Raw genomic sequence first — 18,730 nt, 5'->3', positions numbered from 1 at the left:
GACATGCGCACGTGTCGGGGGACGGGTGGGGTTCATGCCGCCGCGCCGTCGAACCGGAACCAGGGAGGGTAACCGCGGTGAGCGACGAACGGCATCGGAATCGCCATCGGGACCGAGCGGATCGCCCCGCCGAGGGCATGGACCCCGACCGGTTGCGCTATTTCACACAGCCGGTGGACGGGCGACCCCACACCCGGCATCGCCGCCGCCGCACCGGTACGGCGGACACCCCGTCGGGATCGTGGCCGGCCGCGCCGGCATCACCGGATGGTCGCCTGCCCGGGCCCGGGACCGCACCCCAGACATCGGCACCCCAGACGCCTGCACCCCAGGCCCCCGCACAGCGGCCCGCGGCCGACACGACCCCGTCGGCGCCGCAACCGACGCTGCGCTCGCGCGCACAACGGTCGGATCCCGGCACCGCTCCCATCCCGGTGTCGCAGCCGGCCCAACCACAGCGCACCAAATCACCGCGCACCGAACCACGGCGGGCCGAACCACGGCGGGCGCAGCCGGAGCGGATCGAACCAGACGTGTCGTCCGCCCCGGCGGCCACGGGCCGGTCGGTGGTCGGTGACCGGTCGTCGCAGCGAAGACGGGACAGCGGTGTCGCTCCGGGCGCGCTGGCCGCACTGGCCGAACCGACGCTCACGGGTTCGCAGGCCGATGCGCGCGTCGCCGATCACCCCGACACCGACTCTCTCGACGTTCATGCCCGTGTCGATCACGATCTGACCGAACCGCACGATCTGGTCGAGCCCGCCGACGACCCCGTCGTCTCGCCTCTCGCCGACGACCCCGTCGTCTCGCCTCCCGCCGACGACCCCGTCGTCTCGCCTCCCGCCGACGACACCGTCCTTGCATCCGTTCCCGACGACTCCCACCCAGACCTCGACGACCATCCCGAACGTCGTCCGGCGGCGGTCGCCCGCCGGCGCCGACGCCGGATCGGCATGGCCGTGGTCGCCGTCGTGATGCTGGCGCTCGTGGCCGGAGTGGGCTACTGGGGTGCGGACAAGGCCGGGCTCTTCGACTCCCGCAAGGACTACTCGAATGCCGCGGGTACCGCCGACGTGCTCGTGCACGTCCCGGCGAACGCGTCGATCAAACAGATCGGCGGCATTCTCGTCGACGACAACGTCGTCGGCAGCGTCCGGGCGTTCGTCGACGCCGCCGACGGAGCGTCCCTGTCCAGCGGCTACTACAAGTTGCGCACCCAGATCCCGGCGGCGGAGGCGGTGAAGATGATCACCGACGCCGACTCGACCAACCGCGTCGGGCGCATCGTCATACCCCCCGGCACCCCGCTGGACACCAAACGCGATACCTCGGGGCGCGTCACCCCCGGAATCTTCGCGATGATCGCCGATCAGACCGGCGTCGAGATCAACGGACAACGCCTCGGGGTGACCGAGCAGCAACTGTCCGACGCGGCCGCCAACGCCAGTATCACCGAACTCGGTGTCCCGAGCTGGGCGCAGGAGTCGGTGACGGCGCTCAACGGCGACCATCGCCGCATCGAGGGCCTGATCGCCCCCGTAACGTGGGAGGACATCGATCCCCACGACAACGCCACGCAGATCCTGAACACCCTGATCACCAGGAGCGCCGCCATGGACGAGGGCTGGGGTCTGGTGAGCAACAACAAGTCCGGGCTCACTCCGTATCAGACGTTGGTCGCCGCCTCGTTGTTGCAGGGCGAGGTGCAACCCGACGACTACCCGAAGGTGGCGCGGGTGATCCTGAACCGGCTCGCCAAAGGCCAACGGCTGGAGTTCGATTCGACCGCCAACTACACCGCGAGCGTCGTCGACCTGAACCTGCACGACGATGCGCTCAAGGCCGATACACCGTGGAACACCTATGTGCGCCAGGGCCTTCCGCCGACACCGATCGGCGCGGTGGCCGAGCCGTCGGTCGAGGCGATGGAGCAGCCCGCCGACGGTGACTGGCTGTACTTCGTGACCGTCGACTCCAAGGGGACGACGCTGTTCACCGACGATTTCGATCAGCATCGACGCAACATCGCCACCGCATGCCAGAACAAGTTCATCACGTGCCGATGACCGGTCCGCTCGGCGAGGCCGGCCGGCTGTTGGCGCGTCCACCGCTGTGCGCCCCGGTGGGCGGGCGCACAGCCCGTCGTGCCACGGTCCTCGGCTCCCCGGTGTCGCATTCGCGGTCCCCGGACCTGCACCTGGCCGCCTACGCTGCGCTGGGGCTGGGGGACTGGACCTACACGCGGCGTGAGTGCACCGCAGCGGATCTGCCGGGAGTCGTCGCCGCGGCACCGGCCGAGCAGGTCGGTTTCTCGGTCACCATGCCGGGAAAACTCGCCGCGCTCGCCGTCGCCGACGAGCGCACCGAGCGTGCGGTCCTGGTGGGGTCGGCCAACACCCTGGTGCGCACTGCGGGCGGCTGGCGTGCGGACTGCACCGACATCGACGGCATGACCGGCGCACTCGAGCACATCGGTGTCGACGCGAGCACCGTCGGCGGTGACCTGCCCGATACCGCAGTGCTCGTCGGGGCCGGGGGTACCGCATTGCCGACCGTTGCCGCGCTCGCCGCCGTCGGGATCGGCGAACTCACCGTCGTCGCCCGCAGTGCCCAGCGCGCCGCCGATGTGCTCACCCTGGCGCGCGATCTCGGGATGTCGGTGCAGCTGGCCGAGTTCGAGAGCACCGACGACCTGCACCGGCGGTGCCGTGACGCCGCGGTCACCGCCTCCACGGTCCCGGCGTCGGCGACCACGCCGGTGCTCGACGCCGTGTCGGGCTCCGCACGTCTGGTCGACGTCATCTACGACCCATGGCCCACCCCACTTGCGGCCGCGGTCCGGGCCGCGGGCGGTCGGGTGGTCGGTGGACTGGTGATGCTGCTGAACCAGGCGTTCAGTCAGGTCGAGCAGTTCACCGGACTGCCGGCACCGCGCACGGTGATGGCCGAGGTGTTCGCCGGAGCCGACGCGGCCCGCTGACGCGTCCACAGACTCGGGACCGTTCACAGCCGTAGGTCCCCGAGCCATCCGGCGACGCAGGACGCCGACGCCACCGATCACACTGGCGGCATGGTTGCGGCGGCGCTGGTGGTGATGATCTGGCTCGCGGTGATCGCCGAGTGCGACCGGCGCACCGCGCGGATCCCGAATCGGTTGCTGGTGCCGGGCGTGCTCGCGGTGCTCGTTAGCGGGCTGACTGTCCCGCACGTATTGATCGCGGCCCTGGCCGGGTCCGGTCCCTATCTGCTCGCCTTCGCCCGACGATGGTGCGGTGGCGCCGACGTCAAGCTCGGGTTCGTCCTCGGTGGACTCCTCGCGCACCCGCTCGCGGCGCTGCTGATGGTCGCGCTCGCCCAGGTGGGAGTACTGATCGGGCATCGGCGTGCCGGCCCGGTGCGGCGCCCGCACGGACCGACGCTGATCCTTGCCGCGGTCCTCGTCCTGGCGCTCGGCTGAGTCTCGCGCGCCGGTCGCCGGTGTCGGCGGCCGGGCCTCGTCAAGGCTGTTCGCGGGGCGTGTGGCCCGCATGGAACAATGGATTCTTGTGTTGCGCTGGATAACAGCCGGAGAGTCGCATGGCCCGGCACTCGTGGCGATCGTCGAGGGTATGGTCGCCGGAGTTGAGATCACCTCGTCGGATATCGCCGAACAGTTGGCTCGTCGTCGTCTCGGATACGGACGCGGGGCCCGGATGAAGTTCGAGGCCGACAAGGTGACGGTGATCGGCGGTCTGCGCCACGGTCTGTCGATGGGCGGGCCGATCGCGGTGGAGATCGGCAACACCGAATGGCCCAAATGGGAGACGGTGATGTCGGCCGATCCGGTCGATGCCGCCGAACTCGACGGCAGCGCGCGCAATGCGCCGCTCACGCGTCCGCGTCCCGGGCACGCCGACTACTCGGGGATGCTCAAGTACGGCTTCGACGACGCGCGGCCGGTGCTCGAGCGGGCCAGTGCCCGCGAGACCGCGGCCCGGGTCGCCGCGGGCACGGTCGCCCGGAACTTCCTGCGACAGGTGCTCGGGATCGACATCGTCTCGCACGTGATCTCCATCGGGGCGAGTGAGCCCTATGTCGGTCCGCCGCCCCGGATCACCGACCTCGAGGCGATCGACGCGAGCCCGGTCCGTGCCTTCGACTCCGACGCCGAGGCGGCGATGATCGCCGAGATCGAGGCGGCCAAGAAGGACGGCGACACCCTCGGTGGCGTGGTGGAGGTCGTGGCGACGAATGTGCCCGTGGGGCTCGGCTCACACGTGAGCGGGGAGACCCGTCTCGACGCCCGGCTCGCCGGTGCGCTCATGGGAATCCAGGCGATCAAGGGTGTCGAGGTCGGTGACGGTTTCGCTACCGCGCGCCGGCGTGGCAGCGCCGCACACGACGAGATGGTCCCCGGACCCGACGGCGTGCTGCGGTCGACCAACCGCGCCGGTGGCCTCGAGGGCGGCATGACCAATGGTGAGGACGTGCGGGTGCGGGTGGCGATGAAGCCGATCTCGACGGTGCCGCGCGCCCTGTCGACCATCGACATGAGCACCGGTGATCAGGCCAGCGCCATCCACCAGCGTTCGGATGTGTGCGCGGTGCCGGCGGCGGGTGTGGTGGCCGAAGCCATGGTCGCGCTGGTTCTCGCCCAGGCGGCGCTGGAGAAGTTCGGTGGCGATTCGGCCACCGAGACCGGTGAGAATCTGCGCGGCTACCTCAAGCACGTCGAGTCCCGGCCCCCGCGTTCATGACCGGCACACCACTGCCGGTGACCGGCGGCCCCGATCGTCCGGTCGCCGTGCTCGTCGGGTTCATGGGTGCCGGAAAGTCCACGGTCGGGCGGATACTCGCCGACAAGCTCGGCGTCGACTTCGTCGACACCGACGCCGAGATCGTGACGCGCACCGGCCAGAGCATCCCGGAGATCTTCACCGGGGCCGGGCCCACTCGGTTCCGGCAGATCGAATGCGACGTCGTCGCCGACGTCCTGGAGAACCACCGCGGCGTGGTGGCCCTCGGTGGGGGTGCGGTGACCACCGAAGCGGTCCGTGACGCGCTCGACGGTCACCGAGTCGTTCACCTGAAAATCGGTGCGGAGGAAGGCTTCTCGCGTGTCTCCGGATCGGATCGGCCGCTACTGGCCGCCGGTGATCCGGCCGCTCGCTACCGTGAACTGCTGACCGAACGCGCCGAGATCTACAGCGGCGTCGCGACCATCGAGGTCGACGCGGCCGACGGTGATGCGCAGGACGTCGCCGACGTCATCATCGCCGCGATCGCCCGCGAACTCGTACCCGAGAGGACCACATGAGCGACCCGACGACCACCGAGCCGGTACGTATCCGCGTCAACGCGGGGTCGCCCTACGACGTGATCATCGGACGAGGTCTGCTCGGCGAACTCGCCGACGCCGCCGCCGGTGCCGATCGGATCGCGATTCTGTATCAGCCGACGCTCGCCCAGACCGCGGAACAGATCCGGGAATACCTGTCCGACAAGGGATTCGACGCACATCGTGTGGAGATTCCGGACGCCGAGGCCGGCAAGGATCTCGCGGTGGCCGCATTCTGCTGGGATGTGTGCGGCCGAATCGGGCTCAAACGCAACGACAAGATCATCTCGCTCGGTGGCGGCGCCGCCACCGACCTGGCCGGATTCGTCGCGGCCACGTGGATGCGGGGAATCGGGGTCATCCACGTCCCCACGACCCTGTTGGCGATGGTCGACGCCGCGGTCGGCGGCAAGACGGGCATCAACACCGATGCCGGTAAGAATCTGGTGGGGGCCTTCCACGAGCCCGATGCGGTGCTCATCGACATCGCGACCCTCGAGACGGTACCGGGCAACGAGGTGATCGCCGGTCTGGCGGAGGTCATCAAGACCGGATTCATCGCCGACCCGACGATCCTCGACATCATCGAGGCCGACCCGGTCGCGGCCACCGACCCGACTGCCGACGTCCTCCCCGAGCTCATCCGTCGATCGGTGCAGGTCAAGGCCGACGTGGTATCCGCCGACCTCAAGGAGTCGTCGCTGCGGGAGATCCTGAATTACGGTCACACGCTCGGCCACGCCATCGAGCGTCGCGAACGCTACCGCTGGCGCCACGGCGCGGCGGTGTCGGTGGGACTGGTCTTCGCCGCCGAACTCGCGCGGCTGGCCGGTCGGCTCGACGACGCGACCGCCGATCGCCACGCGGCGATCCTGTCCCTCGTCGGATTGCCGACGACCTACGATGCCGATGCCCTCGGCGATCTGCTCACCACGATGGCGGGTGACAAGAAGAACCGCTCCGGCGTCATGCGTTTCGTCGTCCTGGACGGACTCGCCAAACCCGGGCGCCTCGAGGGCCCCGACCCCTCCCTGGTCGCCGCCGCGTACTCGGCGGTTGCCGCAGAAGCGGCGCCGGGCGGGGCGACCCTGCTCTGAGCTGGATGAATCCGGGCCGGATGACGAGGGACGGCGTCGGTGTGTGAACAGTGTGTCGTCTCGCCCGTCTACTTCGGCGAACCGCTACCCGGGTGGACGCTGGCGCGCGCCCGGCTGGAATCACCGGTGGCCGACTGGCGCCAGGGACAGTGGGGACTGATCCGCGCGGACGACCCGACTTTCGTGTGGTGGACCACCCCGACACCGAGTCCGACGCGGGGTATGTCGGAGGACGAGGAAGACGCGTGGTGGGCCGAACGGTCTGGGGGGCACCAGGACCTCGCAGCGCAGGACCCCGAGGTCGAACGCGAACTCTGGGCCACCGACGAACGGTGCGCGGACTTCCTCTCCGCTTTCCGTGCGTGCTCACCGAACGACGGCTTCGATCTGGTGACGGCCGCCGCCCACTGCGGCTACGAACGTGCTCGTGACGGCGTTTTCGAGATCTGGTTCTTCGACTACCTGGGTGACTATCTTCGCAGCGCGCCTGCAGAGGTCGATCCGTACGATGAGCGGCCCGAGTTGGTGCGCGATCTGCCCTTCGACGCCACTATCGGGCGGCACCCGTTGCCTGGCGAGCCGTTCTGCCGACAGTGAATCGCCGCACGCTGGCCGAGGACTGGGCGAGGTGTGTCAGACCCGCTCGATCTGCTCGGTTGGCTGCGCGTCGGGGTGCACCGACCAGTCGTCGTCGTGGGAGTTCTTGCGCTGATCGCGGCGCATCAGCCAGCGACCCACCGCGGCGCCGACGAACGCGGGGACGAAGATCAGGAGCGCGGTGAACGAGCCACCGGCGATCAGTTCGACCCACAGGCTGGCCTGGCCGATCCCGGCGAAGACGAAGCTGCCCAGGATCCAGGAGATGAGACCGGCGACGACACCCGCGAAGACGCCGGCCTTGAGCCAGCGGACGGTGAGGTCCTCATAGTCGTCGGGGTCGGGGTTGGCCCGCGCGTCGGCGATGCCGTCGATACCGCCCCAGAGCAGGGACACCAGCACGACCACGGCGACCGCGATCGTCTTCCACACCGTGGAGTGCAGGGGAGCGTGGATGATGGCCAGTCCGAGCACCACTCGGGCCACGACGTGCACCGCGGTCATGACCACTCCGCGCAGCAACCAGGAAGAGAACATGCCGAACACGTTACTAGAGGGTTGGCGCATTCAGTGCTCTTGGACACAGTTCGCGGCTCGACGCAGGGTGCGTCTCGGCGCGGACGGTCGGGCTCGAGGCCTTACCGTGAAGCCATGACCTTCACACATGACCATGCCGGTCGTCGTGACCGGCTGCGTGACCTGATCGGTGGTGGTGACCTCGCCGTCGACGCATTCCTGGTCGGTGATCTCACCAACGTGCGCTACCTGACCGGATTCACCGGCTCCAACGGTGCGGTGTTGATCTCGGCGTCGGGTCCGGCGGGCGATCGCATCTGCACCGACGGCCGCTATCTCACCCAGGTCGGTGAGCAGGCCGGTGATCTCGAACCCGTCATCGCCCGCGACTGCCCACCGGCTCTGCTCCGCGTCGCCGCCGACGCCGGGGCGCGACGGATCGGGTTCGAAGCCGACGCGCTCACGGTCGCCGCGCACCGGGCTCTGGGCGCGGACGCGCCGGGCGGAGTCGAACTCGTCGGTCGGACCGGCCTGGTGCAGGGCTTGCGGGAGATCAAGGATGCCGGGGAGATCGCGCTGTTGCGGCGGGCCTGCCGGATCGGCGACGAGGCACTTGCCGCACTGATCGAAGGCGGGGGATTACGGGCAGGAGCCACCGAGCGAGAGGTCGCCCGCGCCCTGGAGTGGGAGATGTTCCGGCGCGGCGCGGACGCGGTGGCCTTCGAGACCATCGTCGCCGCAGGCGCCCACTCGGCGATTCCGCACCATCGCCCCACCCACGGTGTGCTCGCCGACGGCGACTTTGTGAAGATCGACTTCGGCGCGGTGTTCGGCGGCTACCACTCCGACATGACCCGGACCTTCGTGCTCCGCCGCGCCGCGTCGTGGCAACGTGAGATCTACGAACTCGTCGCCACCGCGCAGGCCGCCGGTCGTTCGGCACTGCACCCGGGTGCCGACCTACGCGGGGTGGACGCCGCGGCCCGGTCGGTCATCGCCGACGCCGGTCACGCGGAGAACTACGTGCACGGTCTCGGGCACGGAGTCGGCCTCGAGATCCATGAAGCGCCCGGAATCGGCAAGCTCGCAACGGGTACACTGCCTTGCGGCGCAGCGGTGACCGTGGAACCCGGGGTCTACCTCCCGGGCCGAGGTGGAGTCAGGATCGAGGACACCCTCGTCGTCACCGACGGCGAACCGGAGCTGCTGACCGCCAGCGACAAGACATTCACCGTCATCTGACGGTTCTCGACGTCAAGTAAGGAAGAGACGACACATATGGCGACCACCGCCGATTTCAAGAACGGCCTCGTGCTCCGCATGGACGACCAGCTCTGGCAGATCCTGGAGTTCCAGCACGTCAAGCCTGGCAAGGGCCCGGCCTTCGTGCGCACCAAGATCAAGAACATCCTGTCGGGAAAGACCGTCGATAAGACCTTCAATGCCGGGGTCAAGGTGGAGACCGCGACCGTCGACCGTCGTGACATGACCTACCTCTACAACGACGGCACCGACTACGTCTTCATGGACGCCCAGGACTACGAGCAGTACTCGCTGGCACCGGCAACCGTCGGTGACGGCGCCCGGTTCCTGTTGGAGAACATGACCGTGCAGGTCTCGCTCAACGACGGCACCCCGCTGTTCGTCGAGCTGCCGGTCACCGTCGAGCTCGAGGTCACCCACACCGATCCGGGCCTGCAGGGCGACCGCTCCACCGGTGGCACCAAGCCCGCCACCATGGAGACCGGTGCCGAGATCGCGGTTCCGCTGTTCATCAACACCGGCGACAAACTGAAGGTCGACTCGCGCGACGGCAGTTACCTCGGCCGCGTCAACAACTAGCGAGATCCCCACACGTGAAGCAGCCCGGAACCCGACACAAGGCGCGTCGCCGCGCCATCGACCTGCTGTTCGAGGCCGAAGCCAAGGCCGTCAGCCCGGCCGAACTCGTCGCCGAACGGCGGGAGCTGGTCCGTACCGACGAGAGTGTCGGACAGATCCACCCCTACACCGCGCGGGTCATCGACGGTCTGGTGGTCGACCAGGCGCAGATCGATGCGGTCATCTCCTCGCACCTGAAGGGCTGGACCCTGGCCCGTCTGCCCGCGGTGGACCGGGCGATCCTGCGCCTGTCCACCTGGGAGTTGTTCAACGCCACCGACGTCGACCCGGTCGTCGTGGTCGACGAGGCGGTCGAACTCGCCAAGGAACTGTCCACCGACGATTCGCCCGCCTTCGTCAACGGGGTGCTGCAGACGATCGCCGACCTCGCCCCGCAGGTGCGGGCCGCGCAGGCGGCGGGTTCGGACCGCGACAACCACTGAGCCGGCCCGGCCGAGTCCACTGAGCCGAGCCGGCCGAGTCCGGTTCGGCGCACACGATTCCGGCGTGTAGTCTTGGCCGCGACAGACATCCTTTAACGATCCGTCCCGTGAGGCGGAGAAGGAGGTCGGCGTGGTCACGCCCACCGACGGTGCACCCTCAGGTAGACGAGTTCTCCTCGACGCCGGGGACGTCTCGCGGACCATTGCCCGCGTCGCACACCAGGTGATCGAGAAGAACGCTCTCGACGCCCCCGACGCCCCGCGCGTCATCATCATCGGGATTCCCACTCGCGGAACCACTCTCGCCGACCGGCTGGCCGCCAAGATCGGCGAGTTCGCCGGACGCGACATCCCCGTCGGCTACCTCGACATCACCTTGTATCGCGACGATCTGCGCGACAAACCCCACCGCCCCCTCGAACGGACGGTGGTACCGCCCGGCGGTGTCGACCACGCGATCGTGATCCTGGTCGACGACGTCCTCTACTCCGGTCGCACGGTGCGGGCCGCCCTCGACGCCCTGCGCGACCTCGGCCGCCCCGACGCGGTGCAGCTCGCCGTCCTCATCGACCGCGGCCACCGCGAATTGCCCTTGCGCGCAGACTATGTCGGCAAGAACATTCCGACCTCACGTGACGAGAGCGTCGCCGTGCACCTCGTCGAGCACGACGGACTCGACGAGGTCGTGTTGAGCGCGGCCGGCGCAGGGGAGCGCTGATGCGACACCTGCTGTCGACCGAGGGCCTGTCGGCGGCCGAGGCCACCGAGTTGCTCGACGAGGCCGAACGCTTCGAGCAGGCGCTCGCCGGACGTGAGGTCCGCAAACTGCCGACCCTGCGCGGGCGCACCGTCATGACGGTCTTCTACGAGAACTCCACCCGCACCCGGGTGTCCTTCGAGACCGCGGGCAAATGGATGAGCGCCGACGTGATCAACGTCTCGGCGTCGAGTTCCTCGGTCGGCAAGGGAGAGTCGCTGCGTGACACCGCGATGACCCTGCGCGCCATCGGAGCCGACGCGCTGATCGTCCGGCATCCGGCTTCGGGTGCGGCACAACAGATCGCGCAATGGACCGAGGGACAGGACGGCATCGGCCCGTCGGTGATCAACGCCGGTGACGGCATGCACGAACACCCCACGCAGGCGCTCCTCGATGCCCTGACGTTGCGTCAGCGACTCGGCTCACTGCACGGTCGCCGCATCGCGATCGTCGGCGACGTCCTGCACTCCCGGGTGGCCCGCTCCAACGCGCATCTGCTCTCGACCCTCGGCGCGGAGGTGGTGCTGGTGGCGCCACCGACACTGCTGCCGGTGGGCGTCGACACCTGGCCGGTCACCGTGTCGAGCGACCTCGATGCCGAACTGCCGGCCGTCGATGCGGTGATGATGCTGCGCGTGCAGGCCGAACGCATGAACGGCGGTTTCTTCCCCAGCGCGCGCGAGTACTCGGTGCGTTACGGGCTCTCCGAGCGCCGCCTGGGACTGCTCGGTGACAAGGCGGTGATCCTGCATCCGGGACCGATGCTGCGCGGCATGGAGATCGGCTTCTCGGTCGCCGACGCCCCCGCAGCCACCGTCCTCGAACAGGTACGCAACGGAGTCCATGTGCGGATGGCGGTGTTGTTCCGCCTGCTCGTCGGGACCGAACAGTCAGGAGTATCGCAGTGAGCGCCCCGAGGAACATCGGAACTGTTGTCCTGCAACAGGTTCGGCCGTACGGCGAGGACACGGTCGACGTGGCCGTCGTCGACGGGGTGATCACCGAAATCGGGACGTCGGTGACGGTGCCCGACGGAGCCGAGCGCATCGACGGTGCCGGTGCGGTGCTGCTGCCGGGTTTCGTCGACCTGCACACCCACCTGCGGGAGCCGGGCCGGGAGGACACCGAGACCATCCGCACTGGCTCGCGGGCGGCGGCGCTCGGCGGGTACACGGCAGTGTTCGCCATGGCCAACACCGATCCCGTCGCCGACAACTCGACGATCACCGACAGCGTCTGGCGGATCGGGCGCGACGTGGGTCTGGTCGACGTCCACCCGGTCGGGGCGGTCACCGTCGGCCTGGGCGGTGAGCAACTCGCCGAGATGGGCATGATGGCGGCCGGCGTCGCGGGTGTGCGCATGTTCAGCGACGACGGCAAATGCGTCCACGACCCGCTGATCATGCGCCGCGCCCTCGAATACGCCACCGGACTCGGCGTGCTGATCGCCCAGCATGCCGAGGAGCCGCGACTGACCAAGGGTGCCGTCGCCCACGAGGGACCGAACGCGGCACGGCTGGGCTTGACCGGATGGCCGCGCGCCGCCGAGGAGTCGATCGTTGTGCGCGATGCGCTGCTGGCCCGCGACGCCGGGGCCCGGGTGCACATCTGTCACGCCTCCACCGAGGGCACCGTCGAGCTCGTGCGTTGGGCCAAGGAGCAGGGAATCTCCATCACCGCCGAGGTCACCCCGCACCACCTGCTGCTCACCGACGAGCGCCTGGCCACCTATGACGCGGTCAACAAGGTGAACCCGCCGCTGCGGGAGGCCCGCGACACCGCAGCGCTCGTGCAGGCACTGGCCCAGGGCATCATCGACTGCGTGGCCACCGATCACGCGCCACACGCCTCGCAGGACAAATGCTGCGAATTCGCCCAGGCCAAGCCGGGCATGCTCGGGCTCGAGACGGCATTGCCGATCATCGTGGCGACCATGGTCGAACCCGGATTGCTGGACTGGCGCGGGGTCGCCCGGGTGATGAGCGAACGACCCGCGCAGATCGTCGGACTCACCGATCAGGGACGCCCCATCGCCGTCGGCGAACCGGCCAACCTGACCCTGGTCGACCCGTCCTCGCCCTGGGTGGTCCGCGGTGACGAGCTGGCCAGCCTGTCGTCGAACACGCCGTACGAGGAGATGACGATGCCCGCGCGGGTGAGCGCCACGCTGCTACGGGGTGTCGTCACCGCCCGGGACGGGCGGGCGAGCGCATGAGTGAGATCTTCCTCGACCTGATCATCGTGATCGTCGTCCTGGCCGCGTGGCTGGCGCTGGTGGCCCTGTTGCTGCGGGGCTGGCGCAATCGAGGCCGACGCCAGGCCGAGGCGATCGGCGAGATCCCGGGCTTCCCCGACGATCCGGGTGCTGCGCTCCTCGGCCCGGATTCCGGGCTCTATCTCGGCGCCACGCTCGCCCCGAGCTGGCAGAACCGGGTCGCCGTCGGTGATTTCGGCGATCGCGCCGCCGCCGACATCTCCGCGTTCACCGACGGTATCGGCATCGAGCGCGCCGGCGCCTCCACGATCTGGATTCCGCGGTCGTCGATCACCGCGATCCGGACCGAGAACGGCCATGCCGGAAAGGTGATGGGCCGCGGCGGTGTGCTGGTGATCCGGTGGACGCTGCCGTCGGGAACCGAGATCGACTCCGGCTTCCGCGCCGACGACAAGGCCGTCTACCCGCCGTGGATCGCCGAATTCTCCGCGGCACCGGCCGATTCCGAGACCCCGGCCCACACTGAGACATTGACCGATAGCGAACAGGGGAAAGATCAATGACCGCAGCGGTTCTGGTGCTCGAGAACGGTCAGGTGTTCTCCGGGCAGCCCTACGGCGCCACCGGCGAGACACTCGGTGAGGCCGTGTTCTGCACCGCGATGACCGGATATCAGGAGACGCTGACCGACCCGAGCTATCACCGCCAGATCGTGGTCGCGACCGCACCGCAGATCGGCAACACCGGTTGGAACCCCGAGGACGGCGAATCGACCGGCAGCGCCGGGAGCGACGGCATCGACGGTGACTCCGGCAAGATCTGGGTGGCCGGTTACGCGATCCGCAATCCCACACGGCGCGTGTCGAATTGGCGGGCCACGACGAGCCTCGAGGAGGAACTCGTCCGCCAGGGTGTGGTCGGCATCGCGGGTATCGACACCCGCACCGTCGTGCGCGTGCTGCGTGATCACGGATCGATGCGGGCCGGTGTGTTCTCCGGTCCGGCGCTCGCCTCCACCGAGGAGATGCTCGGCCGCGTGCGCAGCCAGCCGTCGATGAAGGGCGCCGACCTCGCCGGGGAGGTGTCCACCGACCGGGGCTACCTCGTCGAGCCCGCGCAGCAGGCGCGACTGACCGTCGCCGCCATCGATCTGGGTATCAAGACCAACACCCCTCGGATGTTCGCCCAGCGCGGCGTGGCGGTGCACGTGTTGCCCTCCGACACGTCCTTCGCGGCCATCCGCGAACTCCGGCCCGACGGGGTGTTCTTGTCCAACGGTCCCGGCGACCCGGCGACCGCCGATGCCGCCGTCGCACTGACCCGCGAGGTCCTCGGAGCGGATCTGCCGCTGTTCGGGATCTGCTTCGGTAACCAGATCCTCGGACGAGCCCTGGGCCGCTCCACCTACAAGATGACCTTCGGGCACCGCGGGATCAACATCCCGGTCATCGACCACGCCACCGGCACGGTGTCGATCACCTCCCAGAACCACGGGTTCGCCCTCGAGGGGGAGGCCGGCGAGGAGTTCGACACCGATTTCGGCCGGGCCCGCGTCAGCCACACCTGCGCCAACGACGGAACCGTCGAGGGCGTCGAATTGCTCTCGGGCCGTGCGTTTTCGGTGCAATACCATCCCGAGGCCGCGGCCGGACCCCATGACGCCGCGTATCTCTTCGACAAATTCGTCACCCTGCTCGAGGGTGACCGCGCCAACGGAACGAGGGCCTGATGCCGCGCCGCACCGACCTGTCGCACGTCCTGGTGATCGGTTCTGGACCGATCGTCATCGGCCAGGCCTGCGAGTTCGACTACTCCGGCACCCAGGCGTGCCGCGTCCTCAAGGCCGAGGGCCTGCGGGTGAGCCTGGTGAACTCCAACCCGGCCACGATCATGACCGACCCGGAGTTCGCCGATGCCACCTACATCGAGCCGATCACCGCCGAATACGTCGAGAAGGTCATCGAGGCCGAACGCGACGCCGGGCATCCCATCGACGCCGTGCTGGCCACCCTCGGTGGTCAGACGGCGCTGAACACGGCTGTGGCACTGCATGATCGGGGTTCGCTGGAGAAATACGGCATCGAGCTCATCGGCGCCGACTTCGATGCCATCCAGCGCGGCGAGGACCGGCAGATGTTCAAGGACATCGTCGCCAAGGTCGGCGGCGAGAGCGCCCGCTCGGCCGTCTGCCACACCATGGCCGAGGTGCGCGAGACCGTCGCCGAACTCGGCTATCCGGTGGTGGTGCGGCCGTCGTTCACCATGGGCGGCCTCGGATCGGGCATGGCCTACGACGAGAACGACCTCGAGCGCATCGCCGGCGGTGGCCTGGCCGCATCGCCGACGGCGAATGTGCTCATCGAGGAGTCGATCCTCGGCTGGAAGGAATACGAGCTCGAGCTGATGCGTGACAACCGCGACAACGTGGTCGTCATCTGCTCCATCGAGAACGTCGACCCGGTCGGGGTGCACACCGGTGACTCGGTGACCGTGGCGCCGGCGATGACCCTCACCGACCGCGAATACCAGAAGATGCGCGATCTCTCGATCGCCATCCTGCGCGAGGTCGGCGTCGACACCGGCGGCTGCAACATCCAGTTCGCGCAGGACCCCGCCGACGGTCGTCTCGTCGTCATCGAGATGAATCCCCGTGTCTCGCGGTCCTCGGCGCTGGCCTCCAAGGCGACGGGATTCCCGATCGCCAAGATCGCCGCGAAACTCGCGATCGGGTACAGCCTCGACGAGATCACCAACGACATCACCAAGGAGACTCCGGCCTGCTTCGAGCCGACACTCGACTACGTCGTGGTCAAGGCTCCGCGGTTCGCGTTCGAGAAGTTCCCCGGCGCCGACGACACACTGACCACCACCATGAAGTCGGTGGGCGAGGCGATGAGTCTGGGCCGGTCGTTCGCCGAGGCGCTGGGCAAGGTGATGCGCTCGCTGGAGACCAAGGCGGCCGGATTCTGGACCGAGCCCAACCGGTCCGACCCGTCGACGGTGGACCTCGAGGCGCTCCTCGAGCAGTTGCGCACCCCCAAGGACGGCCGGCTCTACGGCATCATGCTGGCCTTCGATGCCGGCGCCACCGTCGAGCAGTTGTACGAGGCCACCGCGATCGACCCGTGGTTCCTCGCCGAGATCGGCGGGATCGCGGCGCTGGGCACCGAGATCCGCGACGCCGGGCAGCTGACGGCGGAGTTGCTGCGCGAGGCCAAGTCGACCGGCTTCTCCGATCGCCAGATCGCGGCGCTGCGTTCGGATTTCGCCGACGAGGACGCGGTCCGCGCCTTCCGGCACGCCTCGGGTGTCCGCCCGGTCTACAAGACCGTCGACACGTGCGCGGCCGAATTCGAGGCCAAGACGCCCTATCACTATTCGACCTATGAGCTCGATCCGGCGGCGACCAGCGAGATCGCGCCGCAGCCCGATCGGCCCAAGGTCCTGATCCTGGGTTCGGGACCCAACCGCATCGGGCAGGGCATCGAATTCGACTACTCGTGCGTGCACGCCGCGCTCACGCTCAGCGAGGCCGGCTACGAGACGGTCATGGTCAACTGCAACCCGGAGACCGTCTCGACCGACTACGACACCGCCGATCGCCTGTACTTCGAGCCGTTGACCTTCGAGGACGTCCTCGAGGTGTTCCACGCCGAATCGGAGTCGGGCACCGTCGCCGGCGTCATCGTCCAGCTGGGCGGGCAGACCCCGCTGGGATTGGCCGACCGGCTCGAATCCGCGGGCGTCCCCATCGTCGGCACCAGCCCCGCGGCCATCGACCTCGCCGAGGACCGTGGCGAATTCGGCAAGGTGCTGACCGCCGCGGGACTGCCCGCGCCGGCGTTCGGGACGGCCACCAGCTTCGACGAGGCACGCGAGACCGCCGCCCGGATCGGCTACCCGGTCCTGGTGCGTCCCTCCTACGTGCTCGGCGGGCGCGGCATGGAGATCGTCTACGACGAGTCGTCCCTGGCCGACTACATCTCGCGCGCAACCGAATTGACCCCCGATCACCCGGTGCTGGTGGACCGGTTCCTCGAGGACGCGGTGGAGATCGACGTCGACGCGCTGTGCGACGGCACCGAGGTCTACATCGGCGGGATCATGGAGCACATCGAGGAGGCCGGGATCCACTCCGGCGACTCGGCGTGCGCGCTGCCGCCGATCACCCTCGGTCGCGCGGACCTGCAGATGGTGCGCGAGTCGACCGAGGCACTGGCCAAGGGGATCGGGGTGCGCGGACTGCTCAACGTCCAGTACGCGCTCAAGGACGACATCCTCTACGTGCTCGAGGCCAACCCCCGCGCGAGCCGCACGGTGCCGTTCGTCTCCAAGGCCACCGCGATACCGCTGGCCAAGGCATGTGCCCGCGTCATGCTGGGCACCTCCATCGCCGAACTGCGTGATCAGGGCATCCTCGCCGCCGACGGCGACGGTGGCCACGCCCCGGTGCACGCACCGATCGCGGTGAAGGAAGCGGTGTTGCCGTTCAACAGGTTCCGCCGCCACGACGGCACCGGGGTCGACTCGCTGCTCAGTCCGGAGATGAAGTCCACCGGTGAGGTGATGGGCATCGACGCCGATTTCGGGCGGGCCTTCGCCAAGTCGCAGACCGCCGCCTACGGCTCGCTGCCCACCGACGGCGCCGTCTTCGTGTCGGTGGCCAACAAGGACAAGCGGGCGCTGCTGTTCCCGGTCAAACACCTCGCCGACCTCGGATTCACCATCCTGGCCACCGAGGGAACCGCAGAGGTGTTGCGGCGCAACGGCATCGAGTCGCAGACGGTGCGCAAGCACTTCGAGGCACAGCCGGGGGAGCCGACCATCCTCGACGCCATCCGCGCCGGTGAGGTGGCGATGGTCATCAACACGCCCTACGGCCAGTCCGGCCCGCGGGTCGACGGCTACGAGATCCGCAGTGCCGCCGTGGCCGCCGGAATCCCGTGTATCACCACGGTGCAGGGTGCCAGCGCGGCAGTGCAGGGCATCGAGGCCGCGCGGGGCAACCAGATGGGTGTCGAGGCGCTGCAGCGGCGCCACGCGGCCCTGGTGAACGAGCCGGGCGGGACCGAGAAGTGACCGGCTTCGGTCCCCGTTTCCGCACCGCCGTCACCGCACGGGGGCGGCTGTGCGCGGGGATCGACCCGCACGTCGAACTCCTCGAATCCTGGGGACTCGGAGCCGACCCGGCCGGGCTGGACCGCTTCGCCGACATCTGTATCGAGGCGTTCGGGTCGGTGGCGGCGGTCGTCAAACCGCAGGTGGCGTTCTTCGAGCCGTTCGGCGCGGCCGGCCTGGCGACCCTCGAACGGGTCATCGCCGGATGCCGCGACGCCGGGGCGCTCGTGCTCGCCGACGCCAAACGCGGTGACATCGGATCGACGATGGCCGCCTACGCGCGAGCGTGGCTCGACGATTCGTCGCCGCTGGCCTCCGACGCGGTCACCGTCTCCCCGTACCTCGGATTCGGTTCCCTCGCACCGGCACTCGACGCGGCACGCCCGGCCGGGCGGGGCGTGTTCGTCCTCGCCCGCACCTCCAACCCGGAGGGTGCGTCGGTGCAACTGGCCGATGCCGACGGGCGAACGGTGGGGCAGCGGATCGTCGACGCGGCCGCCGCGGTCAACACCGACGGCGCGGGCACGGTGGGCGTGGTGGTCGGTGCGACCCGTGCGCACGGCCTCGATCTCACCGCACTCGCCGGTCCCGTCCTGGCCCCGGGCCTCGGCGCCCAAGGAGCACGCGCCGAGGATCTCGGTTCGGTCTTCGCCGAGGCCGACCTCGCCTGGCTGCTGCCGGCGAGTTCACGCGGGGTGCTGCGCGCCGGCCCCGACATCGGCGCGTTGCGCGCGTCGTTCGAGGCCGCGCGTGATGAGGTGGAATCAGCGCTGTCGTGAGGCCGGC

At 69.1% G+C, this 18,730-nt stretch carries 18 protein-coding genes; 17 read left to right on the top strand and 1 reads right to left on the bottom strand.

The window, feature by feature from the left end:
* Nucleotides 1-77 precede the first annotated feature (77 nt).
* The 7 genes from mltG (at nt 78) to QNM97_RS11890 (ending at nt 7,011) form a co-directional block, all read left to right on the top strand.
* On the top strand, nt 78-2,066 hold the full coding sequence (gene mltG, locus QNM97_RS11920) for an endolytic transglycosylase MltG (protein WP_283822892.1): 1,989 nt from the start codon (nt 78-80) through the stop codon (nt 2,064-2,066).
* The gene (locus tag QNM97_RS11915) at nt 2,063-2,980 is read left to right on the top strand and encodes a shikimate dehydrogenase (RefSeq protein ID WP_502875033.1); all 918 of its coding nucleotides are present in this window, start codon (nt 2,063-2,065) and stop codon (nt 2,978-2,980) included. Before mltG ends, QNM97_RS11915 begins: the two co-directional genes overlap by 4 nt.
* A gap of 90 nt (nt 2,981-3,070) precedes the next feature.
* Entirely contained in the window at nt 3,071-3,457 is a 387-nt protein-coding gene (locus QNM97_RS11910) for a prepilin peptidase (protein WP_283822891.1), read from the top strand.
* A gap of 70 nt (nt 3,458-3,527) precedes the next feature.
* The gene (aroC, locus tag QNM97_RS11905) at nt 3,528-4,736 is read left to right on the top strand and encodes a chorismate synthase (RefSeq protein WP_208791095.1); all 1,209 of its coding nucleotides are present in this window, start codon (nt 3,528-3,530) and stop codon (nt 4,734-4,736) included.
* Nucleotides 4,733-5,296, top strand: coding sequence for a shikimate kinase (locus tag QNM97_RS11900; RefSeq protein ID WP_208791096.1), 564 nt, complete (start codon nt 4,733-4,735; stop codon nt 5,294-5,296). The genes aroC and QNM97_RS11900 overlap by 4 nt, the downstream gene beginning before the upstream one ends.
* A complete protein-coding gene (gene aroB / locus QNM97_RS11895; RefSeq protein ID WP_208791097.1) occupies nt 5,293-6,414 on the top strand; it encodes a 3-dehydroquinate synthase in 1,122 nt (373 codons plus the stop codon). The genes QNM97_RS11900 and aroB overlap by 4 nt, the downstream gene beginning before the upstream one ends.
* Before the next feature lie 39 nt (nt 6,415-6,453).
* Nucleotides 6,454-7,011: a hypothetical protein gene (locus QNM97_RS11890; protein WP_283822890.1), complete on the top strand. Its 558-nt coding sequence runs from the start codon at nt 6,454-6,456 to the stop codon at nt 7,009-7,011.
* 36 nt (nt 7,012-7,047) lie between these two features.
* On the opposite strand, the gene QNM97_RS11885 is transcribed toward QNM97_RS11890, so the two are convergent.
* Complete coding sequence (locus tag QNM97_RS11885) at nt 7,048-7,548, bottom strand: B-4DMT family transporter (RefSeq protein WP_283822889.1); 501 nt, start codon at nt 7,546-7,548, stop codon at nt 7,048-7,050.
* A gap of 114 nt (nt 7,549-7,662) precedes the next feature.
* Here QNM97_RS11885 and QNM97_RS11880 point away from each other — a divergent pair, with 114 nt between their 5' ends.
* From QNM97_RS11880 to pyrF, 10 genes are all read left to right on the top strand, one after another.
* Nucleotides 7,663-8,769 carry a M24 family metallopeptidase gene (locus QNM97_RS11880; RefSeq protein WP_283822888.1) on the top strand — a complete coding sequence of 369 codons (1,107 nt, stop codon included), beginning with the start codon at nt 7,663-7,665 and terminating at the stop codon, nt 8,767-8,769.
* A 36-nt stretch (nt 8,770-8,805) separates the two neighbouring features.
* The gene (gene efp, locus QNM97_RS11875; protein ID WP_014359916.1) at nt 8,806-9,369 is read left to right on the top strand and encodes an elongation factor P; all 564 of its coding nucleotides are present in this window, start codon (nt 8,806-8,808) and stop codon (nt 9,367-9,369) included.
* A gap of 14 nt (nt 9,370-9,383) precedes the next feature.
* A complete protein-coding gene (nusB, locus tag QNM97_RS11870) occupies nt 9,384-9,851 on the top strand; it encodes a transcription antitermination factor NusB (RefSeq protein WP_208791101.1) in 468 nt (155 codons plus the stop codon).
* Nucleotides 9,852-9,981: 130 nt separating this feature from the next.
* Nucleotides 9,982-10,569 carry a bifunctional pyr operon transcriptional regulator/uracil phosphoribosyltransferase PyrR gene (gene pyrR / locus QNM97_RS11865; protein WP_208791102.1) on the top strand — a complete coding sequence of 196 codons (588 nt, stop codon included), beginning with the start codon at nt 9,982-9,984 and terminating at the stop codon, nt 10,567-10,569.
* Nucleotides 10,569-11,519 carry an aspartate carbamoyltransferase catalytic subunit gene (locus tag QNM97_RS11860; protein ID WP_283822887.1) on the top strand — a complete coding sequence of 317 codons (951 nt, stop codon included), beginning with the start codon at nt 10,569-10,571 and terminating at the stop codon, nt 11,517-11,519. The genes pyrR and QNM97_RS11860 overlap by 1 nt, the downstream gene beginning before the upstream one ends.
* Entirely contained in the window at nt 11,516-12,826 is a 1,311-nt protein-coding gene (locus QNM97_RS11855) for a dihydroorotase (RefSeq protein ID WP_283822885.1), read from the top strand. Before QNM97_RS11860 ends, QNM97_RS11855 begins: the two co-directional genes overlap by 4 nt.
* Complete coding sequence (locus QNM97_RS11850) at nt 12,823-13,389, top strand: PH-like domain-containing protein (protein WP_208791105.1); 567 nt, start codon at nt 12,823-12,825, stop codon at nt 13,387-13,389. The genes QNM97_RS11855 and QNM97_RS11850 overlap by 4 nt, the downstream gene beginning before the upstream one ends.
* The gene (gene carA, locus QNM97_RS11845; RefSeq protein ID WP_283822884.1) at nt 13,386-14,555 is read left to right on the top strand and encodes a glutamine-hydrolyzing carbamoyl-phosphate synthase small subunit; all 1,170 of its coding nucleotides are present in this window, start codon (nt 13,386-13,388) and stop codon (nt 14,553-14,555) included. Before QNM97_RS11850 ends, carA begins: the two co-directional genes overlap by 4 nt.
* The gene (gene carB, locus QNM97_RS11840; RefSeq protein WP_283822883.1) at nt 14,555-17,905 is read left to right on the top strand and encodes a carbamoyl-phosphate synthase large subunit; all 3,351 of its coding nucleotides are present in this window, start codon (nt 14,555-14,557) and stop codon (nt 17,903-17,905) included. Before carA ends, carB begins: the two co-directional genes overlap by 1 nt.
* Nucleotides 17,902-18,723: an orotidine-5'-phosphate decarboxylase gene (pyrF, locus tag QNM97_RS11835; protein WP_283822882.1), complete on the top strand. Its 822-nt coding sequence runs from the start codon at nt 17,902-17,904 to the stop codon at nt 18,721-18,723. The genes carB and pyrF overlap by 4 nt, the downstream gene beginning before the upstream one ends.
* Nucleotides 18,724-18,730 lie beyond the last annotated feature (7 nt).

Origin of the sequence: Gordonia sp. L191, from assembly GCF_030077625.1 — a bacterium.
In the GTDB taxonomy this organism is placed as follows: domain Bacteria; phylum Actinomycetota; class Actinomycetes; order Mycobacteriales; family Mycobacteriaceae; genus Gordonia; species Gordonia polyisoprenivorans_A.
Note: the sequence above shows the minus strand (reverse complement) of the source record. Positions and strands in the feature narration are given on the sequence as shown.